Below are 16,635 nucleotides of genomic sequence, written 5' to 3'. Positions count from 1 at the left end.
GTCAGATCAGTATTGCTTCAAACGGAGGGCTGAAGTCCAAAGTTTCAATTTCCAACACCCATAAATCCGGGTCGTATTTGAGTTGCCGCTCAACATAGGCCTGAATCTGCTCCGCGCCTACGGGTGTTGTTCCCGTGCCACGCAGCCATGCAGCCTCTCCCTCCGCTGTGCGGGTCTGGGAAAGTACCACGCCCTCTCCGTTCCGGCCGAGTAATATAACCAGAATCCCCCCTGCGTCCGGGTCGCCTTTGCGCAGCAGCATGGCTGAGCGTCCATCCAGCCCGGACTGGCGGAGCAGGGCGCGGGCTACAAGGTCGGTACGCAGGCGTGGGGGAGGGGGCATGGCATCAGTCATGGTGCGGCGGAAATCTGGGGGGCGGGAGTTGCGTCATCTGGAATGGCGGCTATGGCGGTTTTGTACCATGCCGGATGGTTAATAAGCTCCCGTGCCACGCTTACGTCCCGGTCATTGCCCAGTGCGGCCGGGCATGCCTTGCGAATAGCCAGAATATTGGGAACGGTCAGCGGGTAACGAGCCGCGCGGGATGCGGTTATGGCGGCCTGATTGGCCAGCTTGCCGCTGGCGAGCATATGCAGGGCGTGGCTGGTGTCGGCTTCGCCCAGACTGGTGCAGATCTGCGGCATAACGCCCAGCCCCTGCAAGGGCCAGTGCAGGGGGGCAATCACGCGGCTCCATGTGACAAACAGTTCGCCCTCATCAGGGAGTTGCGCCACGGTTTGTACCAGTCCTTTGCCCAGTGTTGCACTGCCAATAACTACGGCGCGGCGGTGGTCGGCCAGAGCGGCTGCCAGAATTTCCGCAGCGCTGGCGGTGCGGCCGTCCACCAGCACGGCAATGGGCAGGCCATTGGTCATGTCCCCCCCCTGCACAGCCCAGATATGGTTGGACTGTGGGTCCCGCCCACTGGTTACGGCGGCAACGCCGTGGTCCAGCAGCAAAGCCGCTGCGGTTACGGCCTGTTGCAGCACGCCACCACGGTTGCCACGCAGGTCTATAATCAGGCCACGCAGGTTTTTGTCCTGCGTGGCCTGATCGAGGTACTGGCTCATTTCCTCGGCTGTATCGGAGGAAAAAGCCGTAACCCGGAGCACCACAATGGGGCCGCTGGCAAAAGCAAACACGGTTTCTGGCGGCACTTTGGAGCGGCGGAGTGTGACCGTATGGCCGCGCCGCCGACCGGGGGAGAGCAGGCGCAGGATAAGGGCGCTATCTTCTGGCCCACGGAGCCATTCTGTCACGGTTGCGGCGGACTGCCCTGCCGTTAACTGGCCATTAACGGCAATAATCCGGTCCCCTGTATCAATCTCGGAGGTCCATGCCGGGCCGTTGGCGTTAATGGCGGAGACCACAACATGCCGCCCGTTCTGGGCCAGCGTCATGCCTGCGTCCGCCTCTCCACCCGTTCTGGCCTCACGGTCGGTACTGGCTGAGGATGGACCTATGTAGCGGGAGTAGGGGTCCAGATGATTGAACAGCTCATCAAAAAACGCCTGTAACAGATCATCACGCTCAGCCGAGCGTACGGCGGCGGAATGGGCGCGCGCGGCTTCCAGAAAGTCGGTGGCCAGTCTGGCCCAGTTATCCACATTGTCCGCCGGTGGAGCCGGGCGGGAAAGGAGGGGCTGAGGGCCTGCAAGCAGTTGAATGTTGGTGCCACGGGAATCGAAGGTCAGCGTGGGGTCCAGTGCTGTCAGGCAGCCCAGCCCCCATAGGGTAAAGTCCCGGCTGCTATGGGGTTCAAGCGTGCGGGGACCTAAAAATTCCAGTGCGGTGGCAATAACGGAATGCACAAGTGGCATGTCCACCGCCGGGGCGGGTGGGGCATCGGGCTGGGCAGGTGGGGTGGGTGCCGGGTTGGCCGCAGCCGGTGGAGGCTCGGGTGGTGCATCCGCCCCGGCAGGCGTGCCGGAAGGTGCTGGCTGGGGTGTGGCTGGCGGTGGGTTGGGCACGGGGCCAGCATTCCCACTTTGGGCATGCAGCGTGGCTGGCTGGCACAACAGCAGAATGGCCAGCATAACGCCGGGCACGAGCAACTGGTGCTGCACAATGGCCCGAACATAACGGAAAGGACGGTCACTACGCATGGGTGGGGGACGCCAGTACGGACACGCCACGCGCCGGGCAGGTTGCCAGCAGAACTGCCATAAGCAGCGCCCCGTTCTGGATAAGGGGCGTGTAGCGCGCGGCAATGCCGCTGTATGGCGAGTCGTCATTCATCCTTGCGTAATCCGGAAAAGCAGACCAGGGCAGCAAAGACGGAGTTCCAGTTTTCGTCAATCGCACGCAAAGGCCATGCCGTGTTGTTGTGGTGGCATGGATGTTCACGTTTTGCCCTATCTGAGGAACCAGAAAGGCCGCCGCCAGCCGATTTTGGCAATCCTGAACGCTTTTTCCCGCTCGCCGCTCGGTAAAATTAAGGTGCGGGGCAAGCGTATAATCCTGCGCGTGTGGTGGCGCGCAGGCCACAGAAGGGGCGGTTTTATCTGGGGCAGTCCTGTTCGCGCACCATGCGCTTATGGCCCTGTGCGCCACCAGATCGGCATAGCGCCGGATGGGGCTGGTAAAGTGGATATAGAACGGCAGACCAAGCCCGTTGTGGCGGCCCGGTCCGGCGCTGTAGCGCGCGGCTGGGCGGGGGAGCGTAGCCGTGGGGGCAGGGTGAACCCTATAGGGCACAGCCAGGTGATTTTCATGCGCAATCCGTGCGGCAAACGTGTTAGCCGCGATCATGAAGCTGGCAACCAGATCGTGGGTTGCAAAGTGCTCGCGCGGTAAAAAGGCAGCAGGCTGCCCATTGGGGTGGAAGGTGATGGCCCAGGCATCTTCATCCAAACGCATGGCGCCACGTTTGGTTGCATCCGTGTCCAACGCATGGCTTGCAGCCATGAGGGTTGGTAGCAAAGCCGGGGGCAGGGTGTGGACCGGGTGTGTTGCGGGCAGGGCTTTACCGTCCAGCACAGCTTGTGCATCCCGGTAGGTCAGGCGGGCTGCGCTGCGCATGATGGCGCGCCCGATTGTGCCGTCCAGAATCTGTCCGTCATGCGTAATCTGTATATCGGCAAACAGGCATAAGCGGTCCTGCCCGGGCAGAAGCGAGCAGGCGTTGGCCGACAGGCTGGCAGGCAGCATGGGCACGGTCCGCTCAGGTAGGTAAATGGATGTCCCACGCGCGCGGGCCTCCACATCCAGCGCGGAGCCGCAGGGCACGAAGTGGCTGACATCGGCAATGGCAATAACAAGGTGAAAGCCCGCATCGGTCGACTCCGCCCATATGGCGTCGTCAAAGTCCTGAGCGGTTTCATCATCCAGCGTTATCAGGGGCAGGCTGCGCAGGTCGCAGCGGTCTGCGGGGGCTGGCAGGTTGTGCCCGGCCGCAACCTGCTCGGCCACAAGCTGCCCCTCCTGCTCCGCTGCGGCAGAAAAACTGGTGGGTATGGCGTGTGTAAGCAGGCTGAGCTGGCTTGCCATGCCAGCGGCAGCCGCGTGGCCATAGGGTGTGGGGGTGTCCACGGCCAATGTGCCGTTGGGCATCTGGCGCAAGGTGGCCATAACCACCTCCCCCGGTTCTGGCAGGGCATACTGCTCTGGTGCAGCCAGAGGGAATGTTCCCGCAATATGGGGGTTGCAGGCCCATAACTGCTCCAAAGCTGCGCCATCGGCCCCAAGTGCGCGCGAAAAGGCAAGGGTTCCCTCCGTACGGGCAAGCAGGCGTTCGGCGCGCGCTTCACGCCTACGGGCACCGCAGGCGGGGCGCAGGCGGGCCAGAACCATATCGCCGGGCAAAGGGTATGGCAGATCTGGTGCACGGGTGGTGAGTATAACGGGGGTTGCCGCCGGGGCATCGGCCAGTATGCCGCACGGTGTTCCATCATTACGGATGTGGGTTATGCGCGCCCGTGCGGTTTCTGGTAGTCCGATGGAGGCTTTAAGGCGGCCTGCAGGCAGGTCCAGCAGGTCTGCGTTCAGGGCCATGTCGTGCAGGATTGATTTAAGGCGCGCCTTCTCCCGGATGGGGCGGCCAAAGGCGCGGAGTATGTCGCTCAGCCCAACAGGGGCAACCCCGTCCAGCAGGAAGGCCCGAAGTGCTGCGCTGGAAGGAAGGGCAGCAACTTCAGACCTGCCGGGCATGGGTTATTCAGCCTTTTTTTTACGCGGAGTAGTGGTGGCCTTGCGGGCCTTGGGTTTGGCTGGGGCTGCATCGCCTTCTGTGGCGGTGGCAGCTTTTGCCTTTGTTGTTCTGGCAGCACTTTTTGTGGTGGTCTTGGCTGCGGTCTTGGCCGGAGCCTTGGTGGTTGCCTTGGCTGTGGTGGTTTTGGTGGCTGCTTTTTTCTTGGCAGGGGCCTTTTTGGCACCGGCCTTGGCTTTGAGCGGCTTGCCCTTGTCCGCCAGCAGGGCCACGGCCTCGTCCAGCGTGACTGCGTCCATATCCGTGCCACGGGGCAGGGTGGCCACAAGCTGGCCGTGTTGGGCGTAGGGGCCAAACCGGCCCTTGCGCACCATAACAGGTTCCCCATCCTTGGGGTGGTTGCCCAGATTACGGATGGAGGCCAGCTTTTTGGCCAGCGCATCCACCGCGCGGTTCAGCCCCACGGTCAGGACATCATCATCCTTGTCGAGCGAGCCATAGACCGCGCCCATTTTGACGTAAGGTCCAAACCGGCCCAGACCGGCTTCGATCGGCTCGCCCGTTTCGGGGTGCAAACCTACAAGGCGGGGGAGGGAGAGCAGACCAACGGCCTGATCCAGCGTAATGCTGGCGCCGTCCATGCCTTTGGGCAGGGATGCGCGGCGGGGTTTGGCTTTTTTGTCCGCAGGGTCAGGCTCGCCCTGCTGCACATACAGCCCCCAAGGTCCTTGGCGAACCGTAATATCCTCGCCCGTTTCGGGGTGCTGGCCAAGTAGGCGCATGCCGTCCTTGAGTGCGCCGCTTCCATCGCCATCTTCAGCACTTTCGGCGGTCAGCCTGCGGGTAAACTGGCATTCGGGGTAGTTGGAGCAACCAATAAAGGCGCCATACCGGCCAAGTTTAAGCCCCAGCCGCCCCGTACCGCACGAGGCGCAGTGCCGCGGGTCCGACCCATCCGCACGGGGGGGGAAGAAGAACGGCCCAAGGTCCTTGTCCAGTGCGTTGAGCACATCGGTAATGGTCAGTTCCTTGGTGTCGCCCACGGCTTTGGAGAAGTTCTGCCAGAAATCTGCCAGCACTTCTTTCCACTGGGCCTGCCCGTCGGAAATTTTGTCGAGCAGTTCTTCCAGCCCGGCAGTAAAGCCCGTGTCCACATACCGTTCAAAAAAGGACACAAGGAATGCGGTGACCAGCCGCCCACGGGCTTCTGGCACAAAGCGGCGGTTTTCAAGCTGTACGTAGCTGCGGTCCTGCAGCACGGTCAGGATGGAGGCGTAGGTGGAAGGGCGGCCAATGCCCAGTTCTTCCATTTTTTTAACCAGCGATGCCTCGGAATAACGTGGCGGCGGCTGGGTAAAGTGCTGCTCCGCTTCCACACTCTCACGCTTGAGCGGGTCTTTCTCGTGCATGGGGGGGAGCATGCGGGAATCGTCATCCGCTGCGGCTTTCTCGGTATCATCGCGTCCTTCGCGGTAGAGTTTGAGAAAACCGTCAAAGGTGATGATCGAGCCGTTGGCGCGCAGCACTGTCTGGCCGGAAGGCCCGGCAATATCCACCGCCACCTGGTCCAGCGTTGCCGATTCCATCTGGCTGGCCACAGCACGCTTCCACACCAGTTCGTACAGGCGGCGCTGGTCGTTGTTCAGGTAGCGCGCCATGGACTCGGGGGTGCGCGAAATATCGGTCGGGCGCACGGCCTCATGCGCTTCCTGCGCGTTTTTGGCCTTGGACGTGTAGTGGCGGGGCTGGGCGGGCACGTAGTCCGCACCAATTTTGCTGCCAATATGACCACGGATGGCGTGGATTGCCTCCTGCGCCATGGTCACGCCATCGGTTCGCATATAGGTGATCAGACCGACCGTTTCCCCCCCCAGTTCCATCCCTTCATAGAGCTGCTGGGCGGTGCGCATGGTGGTTTGAGCACTCATGCCCAGCTTGCGCGATGCCTCCTGCTGCAAGGTGGAGGTGGTAAAGGGGGGCTGCGGGTTGCGCCGGACCTTGCGCCGCTCAATGGAGCGCACGCTCAGGTCTTCAGCTTCCACCGCGCGTTTGGCAGCTTCAGCCAGATCGGCGTTGTTCAGGTCAAACTGGTCGAGCTTTTTGCCACCCAGATGGGTCAGCCGCGCGGTAAAGGGCGCGTTGCCGGTGGTCAGCAGGGATGCGGTAACACTCCAGTATTCCCGCGGCTTGAAAACCTCAATCTCCGCTTCACGCTCACAGATCAGGCGCAGGGCAACGGATTGCACCCGCCCCGCGCTGCGCGAACCCGGTAGCTTGCGCCACAAAACGGGGGAGAGGGTAAAGCCCACCAGATAATCCAGCGCGCGGCGGGCCAGATAGGCCTCGATCAGGGGCAGGTCCAGCTCACGCGGGTGCGCCATGGCGTGTTTGATGGCGCTTTTTGTAATCTCGTTAAACGTAACACGCTGCACGTCCACGCCTTTGAGCGCATTGCGCTCCTCCAGCATGGCCCGCACATGCCACGAAATAGCCTCCCCCTCCCGATCCGGGTCAGTGGCGAGGTAGAGGTGTTTGGCACCCTTGAGTGCCTTGATAATGGCGGCAACCTGCTTTGTACCGCGGTCATCGGCCTGCCACTTCATGGCAAAGCCTTCATCAGGCAGAACGGACCCGTCTTTGGGCGGGAGGTCGCGCACATGCCCAAACGATGCAAGCACCGTGTAGCCATCGCCCAGATATTTGTTGATCGTTTTAGCCTTGGCTGGGCTTTCGACCACAACAACGTCAGTCATACTCTCTCCGACCTGCCCGGAAGCAGCACTTACCTACTCGTTTCTGCCTGCCCGTTAGTTAGCCCAACGCGACCATCCTGATAGGTGGTCACCTGACCTGACAGCTCAAGCTGGGTGAGCGCGGCCAGAACGACAGAAGCCGAGAACTGGCAGCGCCTTATAAGATCGTCAACAGCTACGGGTGTAAAGGATAGAAGGTCAAGCAGTTGCGTTGTGGGGGAAATGTGTGTGCTCTGGGCTGCGGGCAAAGCGGGGGATGTGTCTGTAACTGATTGTTTTTGAGTATTATTTTTGAAAATACTGGCATCTTCAAACATGGTGGCGGAGGCAGTGGGAGATGCAAACAGATCAGGCGTGGATTTTGTGTGGCTCAGGGCCAAAGCCGGGTGCTGCGGGGTGGTAAATGCAATATGGGGCAGAATATCCGTGGCGCGTTCGGTCAGAATAGCCCCTTTACGCAGCAGGTCGTTGCTGCCCCTGCACCTTGGGTCCAGTGGAGAGCCGGGCACCGCAAACACCTCACGCCCATAATCGGCTGCCATGCGCGCGGTTATGAGCGTGCCAGAATGGGGGGCTGCCTCCACCACAACACAGCCAAGACCCAGCCCCGCAATAAGTCTGTTCCGGCGCGGAAAATGGCGGGCCTGTGGGGCTGTGCCCAAGGGGGCTTCGGTTACGACCGCACCCATCTGGGCAATCTGGTCCTGCAAGGCGGCGTTCTGGGGTGGGTATGGGCAGTCCAGCCCACCCGCTATGGCGGCAATGGTGAGCCCCTGTTTGTAAAGCGCTCCTTTGTGGGCGGCACTATCTATCCCCCGTGCAAGGCCGGAAATAATCGTCAACCCGGAGTCGGCCAGTTCGGTGGCGAGACTTTCGGCCAGTCGCAACCCTTGGGCGGAGGCATTGCGCGCCCCCACAATGCCAAGACCCGGCTGGCACAGGCAGGCCGGGTCGCCCAGAACGCTTAACACGGGGGGTGCGTCAGGGATGTGCCGTAAAAGGGGTGGGTAGTTGCTGTCCAGCAGGGTCACGAACTGCCCGCCAAGGGCCAGAGTCGCGTCTATCTCGCGCTGAATGTTGTCGGCTGGGGGAATGGTGGGGCGGGTGCGGCCTCTGGTGGGCAGGCCCGGCAGGGCGTCCAGTGCCGCAGCAGGCGTGCCATACTGCGCCACCAGCCGTTGCCATGTGCGTGGGCCGACCTGTTCGGTCCGCGCAAGCCGCAGGGCCGCAAACAGGCTGTTCATATTCTGGGGTGGCCCCGCAGGCGCAAAGGCCGGTCAGTCCTTTTTTTGGCCAATGCGGGACTCGGTGCCCCGAAAAATACGGCCAATGTTTTCATGGTGGCGGGCAATGACCAGTATGCTGATCAGGAGCGTTGCCATAGGCTTGGGGCTGGCCTGAAAGGAAAAGCCATACAGTGCGAGAATAACAACCGGCATGACCACAAACGCCGCCAACGCCCCGGCGGAGGAAATGCGCGATGCCTTGGCAACGCCCAGCCACACGGCACACCCAACCAGCCCGGTAATGGGAGAAAGCGCCAGCAGTGCCCCTAACCCGGTTGCAACGCCCTTGCCCCCCCGAAAGCCCAGAAAAATGGGAAAACAATGCCCGACCACCGCAGCCAGAGCCGCAAGGGAGGCTGTGTGGTCTGAATAATCGGGCGAGGTCATGACCCACGCAATCAGCACCGCCAGAAAACCCTTGGCCGCATCCAGCCCCAAAGTGGCGGCGGCAAGGTCCTTGCGACCGGTGCGCAGCACATTGGTCGCGCCAATATTGCCCGAACCAATACTGCGCAGGTCACCCGCACCGCCAAGGTTGGTCAGAATCAGCCCAAATGGCACGCTGCCCAGCGCGTAGCCCATGAACGCCATGGCCGCCATAAGCCACAAGACGTAGGAGGGGAGTTGCCCGGTCATGCCGCGTCCGCCTCATACACGCGCTGTCCGGCTTTCCATGTGCCAAGCACACGGCCTTCAAGCGGGCGGCGGTCGAACGGGGTGTTCTGTGCGCGGCCCGGCAGTTTGCCCGCAGTGACCAGCCAGCTCTGCTCGGGGGCGAACAGGCACAGATCGGCCATGGCCCCTACAGCCAGAGTGCCGCCTTCTACCCCCAGCAGGCTGGCGGGGCGGTGGGTCAGCAGGCCAAGAGCCTGTGGCAGGCTCAACGTGCCGTCATGCACACGGGCAAGTGTTACGCCCAGCAGCGTGACCATACCCGTGCCACCTGTTGCCGCCTGTGCAAAAGGCAGGCGCTTGTCGTCCGCATCACGCGGGTGGTGGTCGGAGGCAATGGCGTCGATCGTGCCATCAGCAAGCCCTGCGCATACGGCCAGACGGTCCGCCTCGCTCCGCAGCGGAGGGGAGAACTTGGCGTAGGTTCTGAAGTCGCCAATCGCGTTTTCGTTCAGGTCAAAATAGGGGGGAGCCGTATCGCATGTTACGTTCAGCCCCCGGGCCTTGGCGGTGCGGATCAGGTCCAGACCTTCCCCGGTGGAGACATGGCCAAAGTGCAGGCGACCCCCGGTTAGCTCCGCCAGACGGATATCACGCGCGATCATAATCGATTCGGCAGCGGTTGGAATCCCCGCAAGCCCAAGCCGCGTGGCCAGAGCGCCCGATGTGGCACAGCCAGACCCCGCCAGAGACGGGTCCTCAGGGTGTTGGACCACCATGGCGTTAAAGCCGCTGGCGTAAGCCAGTGCCAGCCGCATAAGGCGGGATGGGTCTATGGCGCGGTTGCCATCGGTAAAGGCTACGGCCCCGGCTTCATGCAGCAGGCCAATTTCGGCCAGTTCCTTGCCTTCGCACCCTTTGGTCAGGGCACCGTAGGGCAGGATGGTCACGGCCCCGGTTTCTTCCCCACGGGCGCGGAGCATGCGGACCAGAGCTGGATTATCAATGGCAGGTTTGCAGGTTGGCAGCACCGCAATGGTGGTAATGCCCCCAGCGGAGGCGGCACGCGTGGCGGAGGCTATGGTTTCGCGGTATTCATAGCCGGGTTCGCCAATTTCTACCCGCATGTCCACAAGGCCGGGGCACAGCACCGCACCTTGGCCATCCACAAGGGTTGCCCCTTCGGGCAGGTCCTGCGTGCCGGGTTTGTCTATGCCTGCAATCCGTCCGTCCTGCACAACAAGGCGGCCGGGCTGGTCCAGCCCGGATGCGGGGTCGATCAGGCGGACATTGTCAAAAACAAGGGTGGTCATGGGGTTTGCCTGCTGCGGGTTAGACGGTCCAGAACGGCCATGCGTACGGCCACACCCATTTCTACCTGTTCCTGAATAACGCTCTGGTCGGAATCGGCAACGGAGCTGTCAATTTCCACGCCCCGGTTCATGGGGCCGGGGTGCATGACCAGTGCGTTTTTGTGCGCAAGGTCCAGCCGCCTGCGGTCCAGACCAAAAAAGCGGAAGTATTCGCGCGCGCTGGGGATCAGCCCGGAGGACATGCGCTCGCGTTGCAGGCGCAGCATCATCACCACATCCACATCGCGCAGGCCGTCTTCCATGCTGTGGTGGATGTCCACCCCAAGCTGGCCAAGGTTGCCCGGCACCAGTGTGGGCGGGCCAACAAGGCGCACGGAACTGCCCATTGTGGTGAGCAGATGAATATTGGAGCGCGCCACGCGTGAATGGGCCACATCCCCACAGATGGCCACTTTCAGCCCCCCAAGGGTGCCGTGGTGGCGGCGGATGGTCAGCGCATCCAGCAAAGCCTGCGTGGGGTGTTCGTGCATACCATCGCCCGCATTCACGACCGAGGCTTCCACCTTGCGCGCCAGCAGGGCCGGAGCGCCGGACTGGGAGTGGCGGACCACCAGCAGGTCGGTGCGCATGGCGTTCAGGGTAGCTGCGGTGTCCAGCAGGGTTTCCCCCTTGTTCACCGAGGACTGGGCGACGGACATATTGATCACATCCGCCCCCAGCCGCTTGCCTGCCAGTTCGAAGGAAGTCCGCGTGCGCGTACTGTCTTCAAAGAACAGGTTGATCAGGGTGCGCCCGCGCAGCACATCGCGCGGGACCTTGCGGGAGCGGTTGAGCAGGGCATAGCTCTCGGCCAGATCCAGCAGCGGCTCGATCTGGTCTGGCGTCATGCCCTCCAGCCCGAGCAGATGCCGGGTGTGGCGGCCGGGAAAGCTAGCCATGCAGTACGGCTCCTATTCTGGCCAGTGTTTCGTCCCGGCCGAGTGCCTGCAATGTGGCGTCGATTCCGGGGGATGAGTTGGAGCCGGTTACTGCCGCGCGCAGTGGCTGGGCCACCTGCCCAAGCTTGTGGCCACCCCGCTCGGCAAAGGCGCGCAGAGCGGCATCAATGTTTTCGGGGCTGAAAGGTTCAACCACGGCCAGATCACGCGCAAGCTCACCCAGCAGGGCGCGGCCTTCGGGGGTGAGCAGCTTTTCGGCCTTGGCGTTCATGGGCAGGGGCACATGGCGGCCAAGGAAGGCGGCATTTTCGGTCAGTTCCACCAGCGTGCGCGCACGTTCCTTAAGGCCGGGCATAAGGGCCAGCACACGGGCGCGCGTGGTTTCGTCCACGGCAACGCCGTCTACTTTTTTCAGGCGGTCCATAACGTCGTCGGTCAGGCGTACGTCATCGGTCTGGCGCAGCCATACGGCGTTAATGTGGTCGAGCTTGGCGTAATCCATGCGCGAGGGCGCACGGCCTACGCCATCAATGTCGAACAGTTTGATCTGTTCCTCGCGGGAGAGGATTTCCGCATCGCCATGCCCCCAGCCCAGACGGAGCAGGTAGTTGCACAGGGCTTCGGGCAGGTAGCCCATATCGCGGAACTCCACGACCGACTGCGCACCGTGGCGTTTGGACAGCTTGGCGCCATCGGGGCCATGAATAAGGGGCAGGTGGCCAAAGCGCGGCAGGTCCCAGCCCATGGCGCGGTAGATCATGGCCTGACGGAAGGTGTTGGTCAGGTGGTCATCCCCACGGATAACGTGGGTAATGGCCATGTCGTGGTCATCCACCACCACGGCATGCTGGTATGTGGGGGAGCCATCGGAGCGGAGGATGATCATGTCATCCAGCTCAACATTGGCGACCCGCACTTCGCCTTGCACCAGATCGTCAATCATGGCCTCGCCTTCACGCGGGGCTTTAATGCGGATGGCAAAGGGGGCGCCGGCGGGGGCTTCGGCGGGGTCGCGGTCGCGCCACAGGCCGTTATAGCGCGGGGGTTTGCCGTTTTTGGTGGCGTCTTCGCGCATCTGCTTGAGTTCTTCTGGCGTGCAGTAGCACTTGTAGGCCAGACCTTTTTCAAGCAGTTCCAGTGCGACTTCGCGGTGTCGTGCCTCCCGCGTGGACTGGAAGACGGGTTCCTCATCGGGCGTAATGCCCATCCAGTCCAGACCCGCAAAAATAACATCTACGGCCTGTTGGGTGGAGCGTTCGCGGTCGGTATCTTCGATACGCAGGAGGAATTGACCGCCATGGTGACGGGCAAAGAGGAAGTTGAACAGGGCTGCGCGGGCGTTGCCAATATGCAGCAGGCCTGTCGGACTCGGAGCGAAGCGTGTGCGGATGGTCGTCATGGGGCGTTTCTTTATCACGCGCGGGCGCAGGGAGCCATATGCTGAACCCGATGTCTGTCATGGTGTTGTTCGAGGGCGAGCACAGGCGGCTGGTCCTATGGGTTCCCGTTATGCTGGCGCTGGGCGCGCTGGCCTATTTTTTGTGGCCTTGCGAGCCGGGGTGGGGTGTGGGCGTTGCGTTGCCTGCCGTGGTGGCGGGGCTGTGCCTTGGCGCAGGTGTGCGCTGGCCGCAAAGCCTTTTGGCGCGCCTGCTGGGTGGGGCTGGTATGGCGCTGGCTGTGGGGTTTGGCGCGGCGTGGTTTGCGGCCCACCGCCAGCCCCCCATGCCCGAACTGCCCCGCCGGGGTACCGAAGTTACGGGCATTGTGCGCGATATTGCCTATTTTCCCGCCCCCATGGAGCAAGGTGCCCCGGTGCGGCGGATTACGCTGGCGCAGGCCGTTCTGCATGATTTTGTGGATGATGGCATGCTACCGCTGCGCCGCACGCTGGATATTCGCCTGACCCAGCAGGATTCGGTGGACCTGATACCCGGAGATGGAGTGCGCGTACGCGCTGTATTGCAGCCTCCGCCTTTTCCTGCCCTGCCCGGTGGGCGGGACAGGCAGTTCGAGGCATGGTTTTCCGGTCGTGCGGGGAGCGGTTACGCGCTGGAACCCGTACGGGTGGAATCCGGTCCACACCCCGGTGCAAATGGGTTCTCGCAGGGGTTGGCCACACTGCGTGCGCGGGTGGATGCGCGCATCCGCCATGTTTTGCCCGGAGCCTCCGGCGCGGTTGTGGCGACTGTGCTTGATGGCAGGGCCGAGGCTGTGCCCCAGAGTGTGCGGGAGGATTTTGCAGCCTCCGGTCTTGCGCACCTTCTGGCGGTGGCGGGGCTGCACCTTGGCATTGTTATGGGGGCTGCCATGCTGGTGTGCCGCATGGGGCTGGCTGCGTGGGAGTATGCGGCCCTGCGGTGGCCGTGCAAGGCAGTTTCCGCCTGTGTGGCATGGGTGGTGGGGGGTGGCTACGTGCTGCTTACGGGTGTGCATTTGCCAGCCGAACGGAGCTGGCTGATGTCCTCCATTGTGGTGCTGGGGCTTGTGGTGGGGCGCAAGGCTGTATCCATGCGTGGGCTGGCGCTGGCGGCAACCCTTATGCTGCTTGTGGCGCCGCAGGTTGTGCTGGATGTGGCTTTTCAAATGTCCATGGCGGCAGTGAGCGCGCTTGTCGCGGGGTATGAGGTCCTGCACCCACGCGTGCTGCGTGGTTTGTCCGGGCTTACGGGGATGCGGCAGGCAGCAGCCCGGCATGGCGTGATGTTGGTGCTGACCAGCCTTTTGGCCGGAACAGCCACCCTACCTGTTGTTATGGCGCATTTTGGTGTTGTGCAGCCGTTTTTTGTCCTGGCTAATCTGGTGGCCGTGCCACTTATGGCGCTGTGGATCATGCCGTTGGGGTTGATCGCACTGGTTGCCATGCCTTTGCATGCCGATGGCCCGTTTTTACACCTTATGAATGGTGGTGTGCGCATTGTGCTGTGGCTGGCGCATGGTGTGGCGGGGTGGCCGGGGGCGCGTATTGCCGTGCCCGCCATGCCGGGCTGGGGGCTGGGGGCGGTTCTGCTCGGGTTGTGCTGGGTGTGCCTGTGGCGGGGGGCATGGCGGTGGTGGGGAATGCTAGTGGTGCTGCTCGGGACCATCACCCCGTGGCTGATGACCCGGCCTGATATTCTGATAAGCCCGGACGGTCAGTTGGTGGGCGTAAGGGATGTGACCACCCTGCGCGTTATGGGCCACGCGCGCGATGAACGTGCTGTAAAAGCAGTATGGGCGCAGGCAATGGCCCTGCCTGTGTCCGATTTTCCCGCCCGGGGTGTGGCCGGGGCGGAAACAGCCGATGGCAGTCTGATCTGTGGCGAAGGGAACGTGGCAGGCACCTGCGTCCTGCTGCGTTACGGGCAGGAGGCCATTGTGCGGATTCATGACCCATCGGACGGGCGGGCGACCTTGCCGAACGATGTTTGCGCGCAGGCTGCTGTGGTGGTGAGCGTTGCGCCACTTCGGGCGTCCTGCCCGGATGTGCCTGTCAGGCTGGATCGTTTTTCCGCGTGGCGGAGTGGGGCGCAGACTGTTTTTATGGCGCATGGCGTGCGCGTTACCAATGATCGCCAAAAACGCGGCGAGCGTGTGTGGGTGCTCAAACCCGGTGGGCATGGCATGCCAACACTCCCCTTGGCGCAGACCGAATAAGGGGCACACGGGGTATAATATGTGCAGCGGCTTCTGGTGTGGTTCCAGACCGATGAGGAACCCACCCCCCGGCCAGCCCTGCCGCCATTAGGGAGGGCGTGGTCCGGTTGGTCGGGCTTTAACCCTCCGTGCTGTCAAACGCTTCCATCACCCGGCTGGAATAAACAAGGGCCGCTCCTGCGTTCAGCGCTACGGCCACGCCAAGGGCTTCTGCTATTTCCTCTTTGCTGGCCCCCACCTTGCGGGCTGCGGCCGAATGTACGGCAATGCAGCCATCGCACCGGGTGGTTACGGCCACGGCCAGCGCAATAAGTTCCCGCGTTTTGGCGTCCAGATGTTTGAGTTCGGGGAGCGGAGTTTCCAGCGTTTGCAGGCCCTTGAGCGTATTGGGGGTTAATTGCGCAAGGGCTTTGACGTTTTTTTGCATATTGGCGCGATAAGCATTCCAGTCGGTCATGACGTGGACTCCGATATGGGTATGATGGACCCCTCAACAGCACCAGAGTGCTTCCGCCTTGTCACGACACGGTTAGGAGAGGTGATGGTGCTTGCTTAAAGAGCCTTCAAGCCGTTATCGGGCAGAATTATGACAGACATGAACACGAGCGGGGCCTCCGCTGCGACCGCACAGGGGCCTCTGGCAGTTTACCGGCAGCGCATTGCCACCGGGGACATCAAGAGCGATCCGGATCAGGCCCGTGTGGTCGAACGTCTGGACCAGTTGTGGCGCGAACTTGCCGCCATGCCCGAGCGCGCGCCACAGGCCGCCTCCGCAACCAGTAAAGGGCGCGGCTTTTTGGCAGGGCTTGCCAAAAAGCTTATGAGCCAGCCCACACAGGCCGCGCAAAGCGGACCACGCGGGCTTTATATTGTAGGACGGGTTGGGCGTGGCAAAACCATGGTCATGGACCTGTTTTTTGGGTGCGCGCCGGTCCGGCTTAAGGAGCGTATCCACTTTTTGCGCTTCATGCAGGACGTGCATCAGAAGCTGCATGCCCTCAAGGCCGCCAATCCCGGTATGGCCGACCCCATTCCCCCATTGGCCAAAGCCATTGCCGCCCGTGTGCAGCTTTTGTGCTTTGACGAGTTTCAGGTCAACGACATTGCCGACGCCATGATTCTGGGCCGCCTGTTCGAAGCCCTGTTTGCCGATGGCGTGGTGATTGTGGCCACATCCAACACCGAGCCTTCGCAACTGTTCCAGAACAGGCCGGGGGCGGATGCCTTTAAGCCTTTCATTGCCATTATCCGGCGCGAGCTGGATACGATCGAACTGGATTCGCCAAGGGATTACCGCCGTGGGCGCGAACAGGACCGCCAGACATGGCTGGTCCCGGCCGATGCACAGGCCCATGCAACGCTTGACCGCATTTTTGCCCATCAGGCTGGTTCAGCCAGCACGCAGCCTGTTACGCTGGAGTTCATAGGCCGCAGCTTTGTGGTGGAACAGGCGGCGGGTCGGGTGTGCCGCTTCGATTTCAACTCTTTGTGTGGAAAACCACTGGGGCCAAACGACTATCTGGCGCTAGCGCGGCGTTTTCCCGTTGTCGTGATCGACAACATTCCCTGCATGGGACAGGACGAGGCCAATCTGGCGCGGCGCTTCATTACCCTCATAGATGCCCTGTACGACAACGGAAATCTGCTGTTTGCCTCGGCTGCGGCCGCACCTGACAAACTGTTTACCGAGGGCGAGGGATCGGATGCGTTCGCCCGTACAGCCTCGCGTCTGGCGGAAATGGGCAGTGAAAGCTGGCTTGAGCACGGTGCGCAGGCAGCACAGGCGGCGCACAGCCTCGCTAGAGCGTGACAGGCGGTGCCCTTGTTCCGGCCCCATGGCCGGTCTAGCTCTTGAGACAGAAAGAGCCGGGGGCTGTGTGCCGCTGGCAAGGGATATCAAGGGCACCTCACTGTATGGGTGGGGTGAAGGAAAAGATGGTCCGGCTTACGTT

The 16,635-nt window shown here is 62.4% G+C and carries 12 protein-coding genes; 2 read left to right on the top strand and 10 right to left on the bottom strand.

The window, feature by feature from the left end; genetic code table 11:
• Position 1 precedes the first annotated feature (1 nt).
• From AABE20_RS02790 to gltX, 9 genes are read right to left on the bottom strand one after another with little or no spacing between them, the layout of a single operon-like run.
• Positions 2-343: a DUF1491 family protein gene (locus AABE20_RS02790; RefSeq protein WP_338331862.1), complete on the bottom strand. Its 342-nt coding sequence runs from the start codon at positions 341-343 to the stop codon at positions 2-4.
• Positions 344-351: 8 nt separating this feature from the next.
• Complete coding sequence (locus tag AABE20_RS02785) at positions 352-2,106, bottom strand: S41 family peptidase (RefSeq protein ID WP_338331712.1); 1,755 nt, start codon at positions 2,104-2,106, stop codon at positions 352-354.
• Positions 2,099-4,150 (bottom strand): RNB domain-containing ribonuclease, encoded by a 2,052-nt coding sequence (locus AABE20_RS02780; RefSeq protein ID WP_338331711.1) that lies wholly within the window; start codon positions 4,148-4,150, stop codon positions 2,099-2,101. The genes AABE20_RS02785 and AABE20_RS02780 overlap by 8 nt, the downstream gene beginning before the upstream one ends.
• Before the next feature lie 3 nt (positions 4,151-4,153).
• The gene (topA, locus tag AABE20_RS02775; protein ID WP_338331710.1) at positions 4,154-6,901 is read right to left on the bottom strand and encodes a type I DNA topoisomerase; all 2,748 of its coding nucleotides are present in this window, start codon (positions 6,899-6,901) and stop codon (positions 4,154-4,156) included.
• A 29-nt stretch (positions 6,902-6,930) separates the two neighbouring features.
• Positions 6,931-8,145 carry a DNA-processing protein DprA gene (dprA, locus tag AABE20_RS02770; RefSeq protein WP_338331709.1) on the bottom strand — a complete coding sequence of 405 codons (1,215 nt, stop codon included), beginning with the start codon at positions 8,143-8,145 and terminating at the stop codon, positions 6,931-6,933.
• 33 nt (positions 8,146-8,178) lie between these two features.
• Positions 8,179-8,823 (bottom strand): glycerol-3-phosphate 1-O-acyltransferase PlsY, encoded by a 645-nt coding sequence (gene plsY, locus AABE20_RS02765; protein ID WP_338331708.1) that lies wholly within the window; start codon positions 8,821-8,823, stop codon positions 8,179-8,181.
• The gene (locus tag AABE20_RS02760; protein WP_338331707.1) at positions 8,820-10,112 is read right to left on the bottom strand and encodes a dihydroorotase; all 1,293 of its coding nucleotides are present in this window, start codon (positions 10,110-10,112) and stop codon (positions 8,820-8,822) included. The genes plsY and AABE20_RS02760 overlap by 4 nt, the downstream gene beginning before the upstream one ends.
• Positions 10,109-11,050, bottom strand: coding sequence for an aspartate carbamoyltransferase catalytic subunit (locus tag AABE20_RS02755; protein WP_025827260.1), 942 nt, complete (start codon positions 11,048-11,050; stop codon positions 10,109-10,111). The genes AABE20_RS02760 and AABE20_RS02755 overlap by 4 nt, the downstream gene beginning before the upstream one ends.
• A complete protein-coding gene (gene gltX / locus AABE20_RS02750) occupies positions 11,043-12,449 on the bottom strand; it encodes a glutamate--tRNA ligase (protein WP_338331706.1) in 1,407 nt (468 codons plus the stop codon). Before gltX ends, AABE20_RS02755 begins: the two co-directional genes overlap by 8 nt.
• A 38-nt stretch (positions 12,450-12,487) precedes the next feature.
• On the opposite strand from gltX, the gene AABE20_RS02745 reads away from it, so the two are divergent.
• On the top strand, positions 12,488-14,683 hold the full coding sequence (locus tag AABE20_RS02745; RefSeq protein WP_338331705.1) for a ComEC/Rec2 family competence protein: 2,196 nt from the start codon (positions 12,488-12,490) through the stop codon (positions 14,681-14,683).
• A gap of 118 nt (positions 14,684-14,801) precedes the next feature.
• Here the strand turns inward: AABE20_RS02745 and AABE20_RS02740 are convergent, their stop codons facing one another.
• Complete coding sequence (locus tag AABE20_RS02740; protein ID WP_165991279.1) at positions 14,802-15,140, bottom strand: carboxymuconolactone decarboxylase family protein; 339 nt, start codon at positions 15,138-15,140, stop codon at positions 14,802-14,804.
• A gap of 129 nt (positions 15,141-15,269) precedes the next feature.
• Between AABE20_RS02740 and zapE the strand changes: the two genes are divergently transcribed.
• Positions 15,270-16,493, top strand: coding sequence for a cell division protein ZapE (zapE, locus tag AABE20_RS02735; protein ID WP_338331704.1), 1,224 nt, complete (start codon positions 15,270-15,272; stop codon positions 16,491-16,493).
• The last annotated feature ends 142 nt before the right edge of the window (positions 16,494-16,635 follow it).

The sequence above is a fragment of the Acetobacter zythi genome (assembly GCF_963921165.1).
In the GTDB taxonomy this organism is placed as follows: Bacteria; Pseudomonadota; Alphaproteobacteria; order Acetobacterales; family Acetobacteraceae; genus Acetobacter.
Note: the sequence above shows the minus strand (reverse complement) of the source record. Positions and strands in the feature narration are given on the sequence as shown.

Bases quoted from the DNA above. Each gene is read 5' to 3' on its own strand.
- AABE20_RS02780 (WP_338331711.1), bottom strand. From the start codon at position 4,150: ATGCCCGGCAGGTCTGAAGTTGCTGCCCTTCCTTCCAGCGCAGCACTT.
- dprA (WP_338331709.1), bottom strand. From the start codon at position 8,145: ATGAACAGCCTGTTTGCGGCCCTGCGGCTTGCGCGGACCGAACAGGTC.
- AABE20_RS02790 (WP_338331862.1), bottom strand. From the start codon at position 343: ATGCCCCCTCCCCCACGCCTGCGTACCGACCTTGTAGCCCGCGCCCTG.
- AABE20_RS02740 (WP_165991279.1), bottom strand. From the start codon at position 15,140: ATGACCGACTGGAATGCTTATCGCGCCAATATGCAAAAAAACGTCAAA.
- plsY (WP_338331708.1), bottom strand. From the start codon at position 8,823: ATGACCGGGCAACTCCCCTCCTACGTCTTGTGGCTTATGGCGGCCATG.
- AABE20_RS02745 (WP_338331705.1), top strand. From the start codon at position 12,488: ATGCTGAACCCGATGTCTGTCATGGTGTTGTTCGAGGGCGAGCACAGG.
- zapE (WP_338331704.1), top strand. From the start codon at position 15,270: ATGACAGACATGAACACGAGCGGGGCCTCCGCTGCGACCGCACAGGGG.
- gltX (WP_338331706.1), bottom strand. From the start codon at position 12,449: ATGACGACCATCCGCACACGCTTCGCTCCGAGTCCGACAGGCCTGCTG.
- AABE20_RS02785 (WP_338331712.1), bottom strand. From the start codon at position 2,106: ATGCGTAGTGACCGTCCTTTCCGTTATGTTCGGGCCATTGTGCAGCAC.
- topA (WP_338331710.1), bottom strand. From the start codon at position 6,901: ATGACTGACGTTGTTGTGGTCGAAAGCCCAGCCAAGGCTAAAACGATC.
- AABE20_RS02755 (WP_025827260.1), bottom strand. From the start codon at position 11,050: ATGGCTAGCTTTCCCGGCCGCCACACCCGGCATCTGCTCGGGCTGGAG.
- AABE20_RS02760 (WP_338331707.1), bottom strand. From the start codon at position 10,112: ATGACCACCCTTGTTTTTGACAATGTCCGCCTGATCGACCCCGCATCC.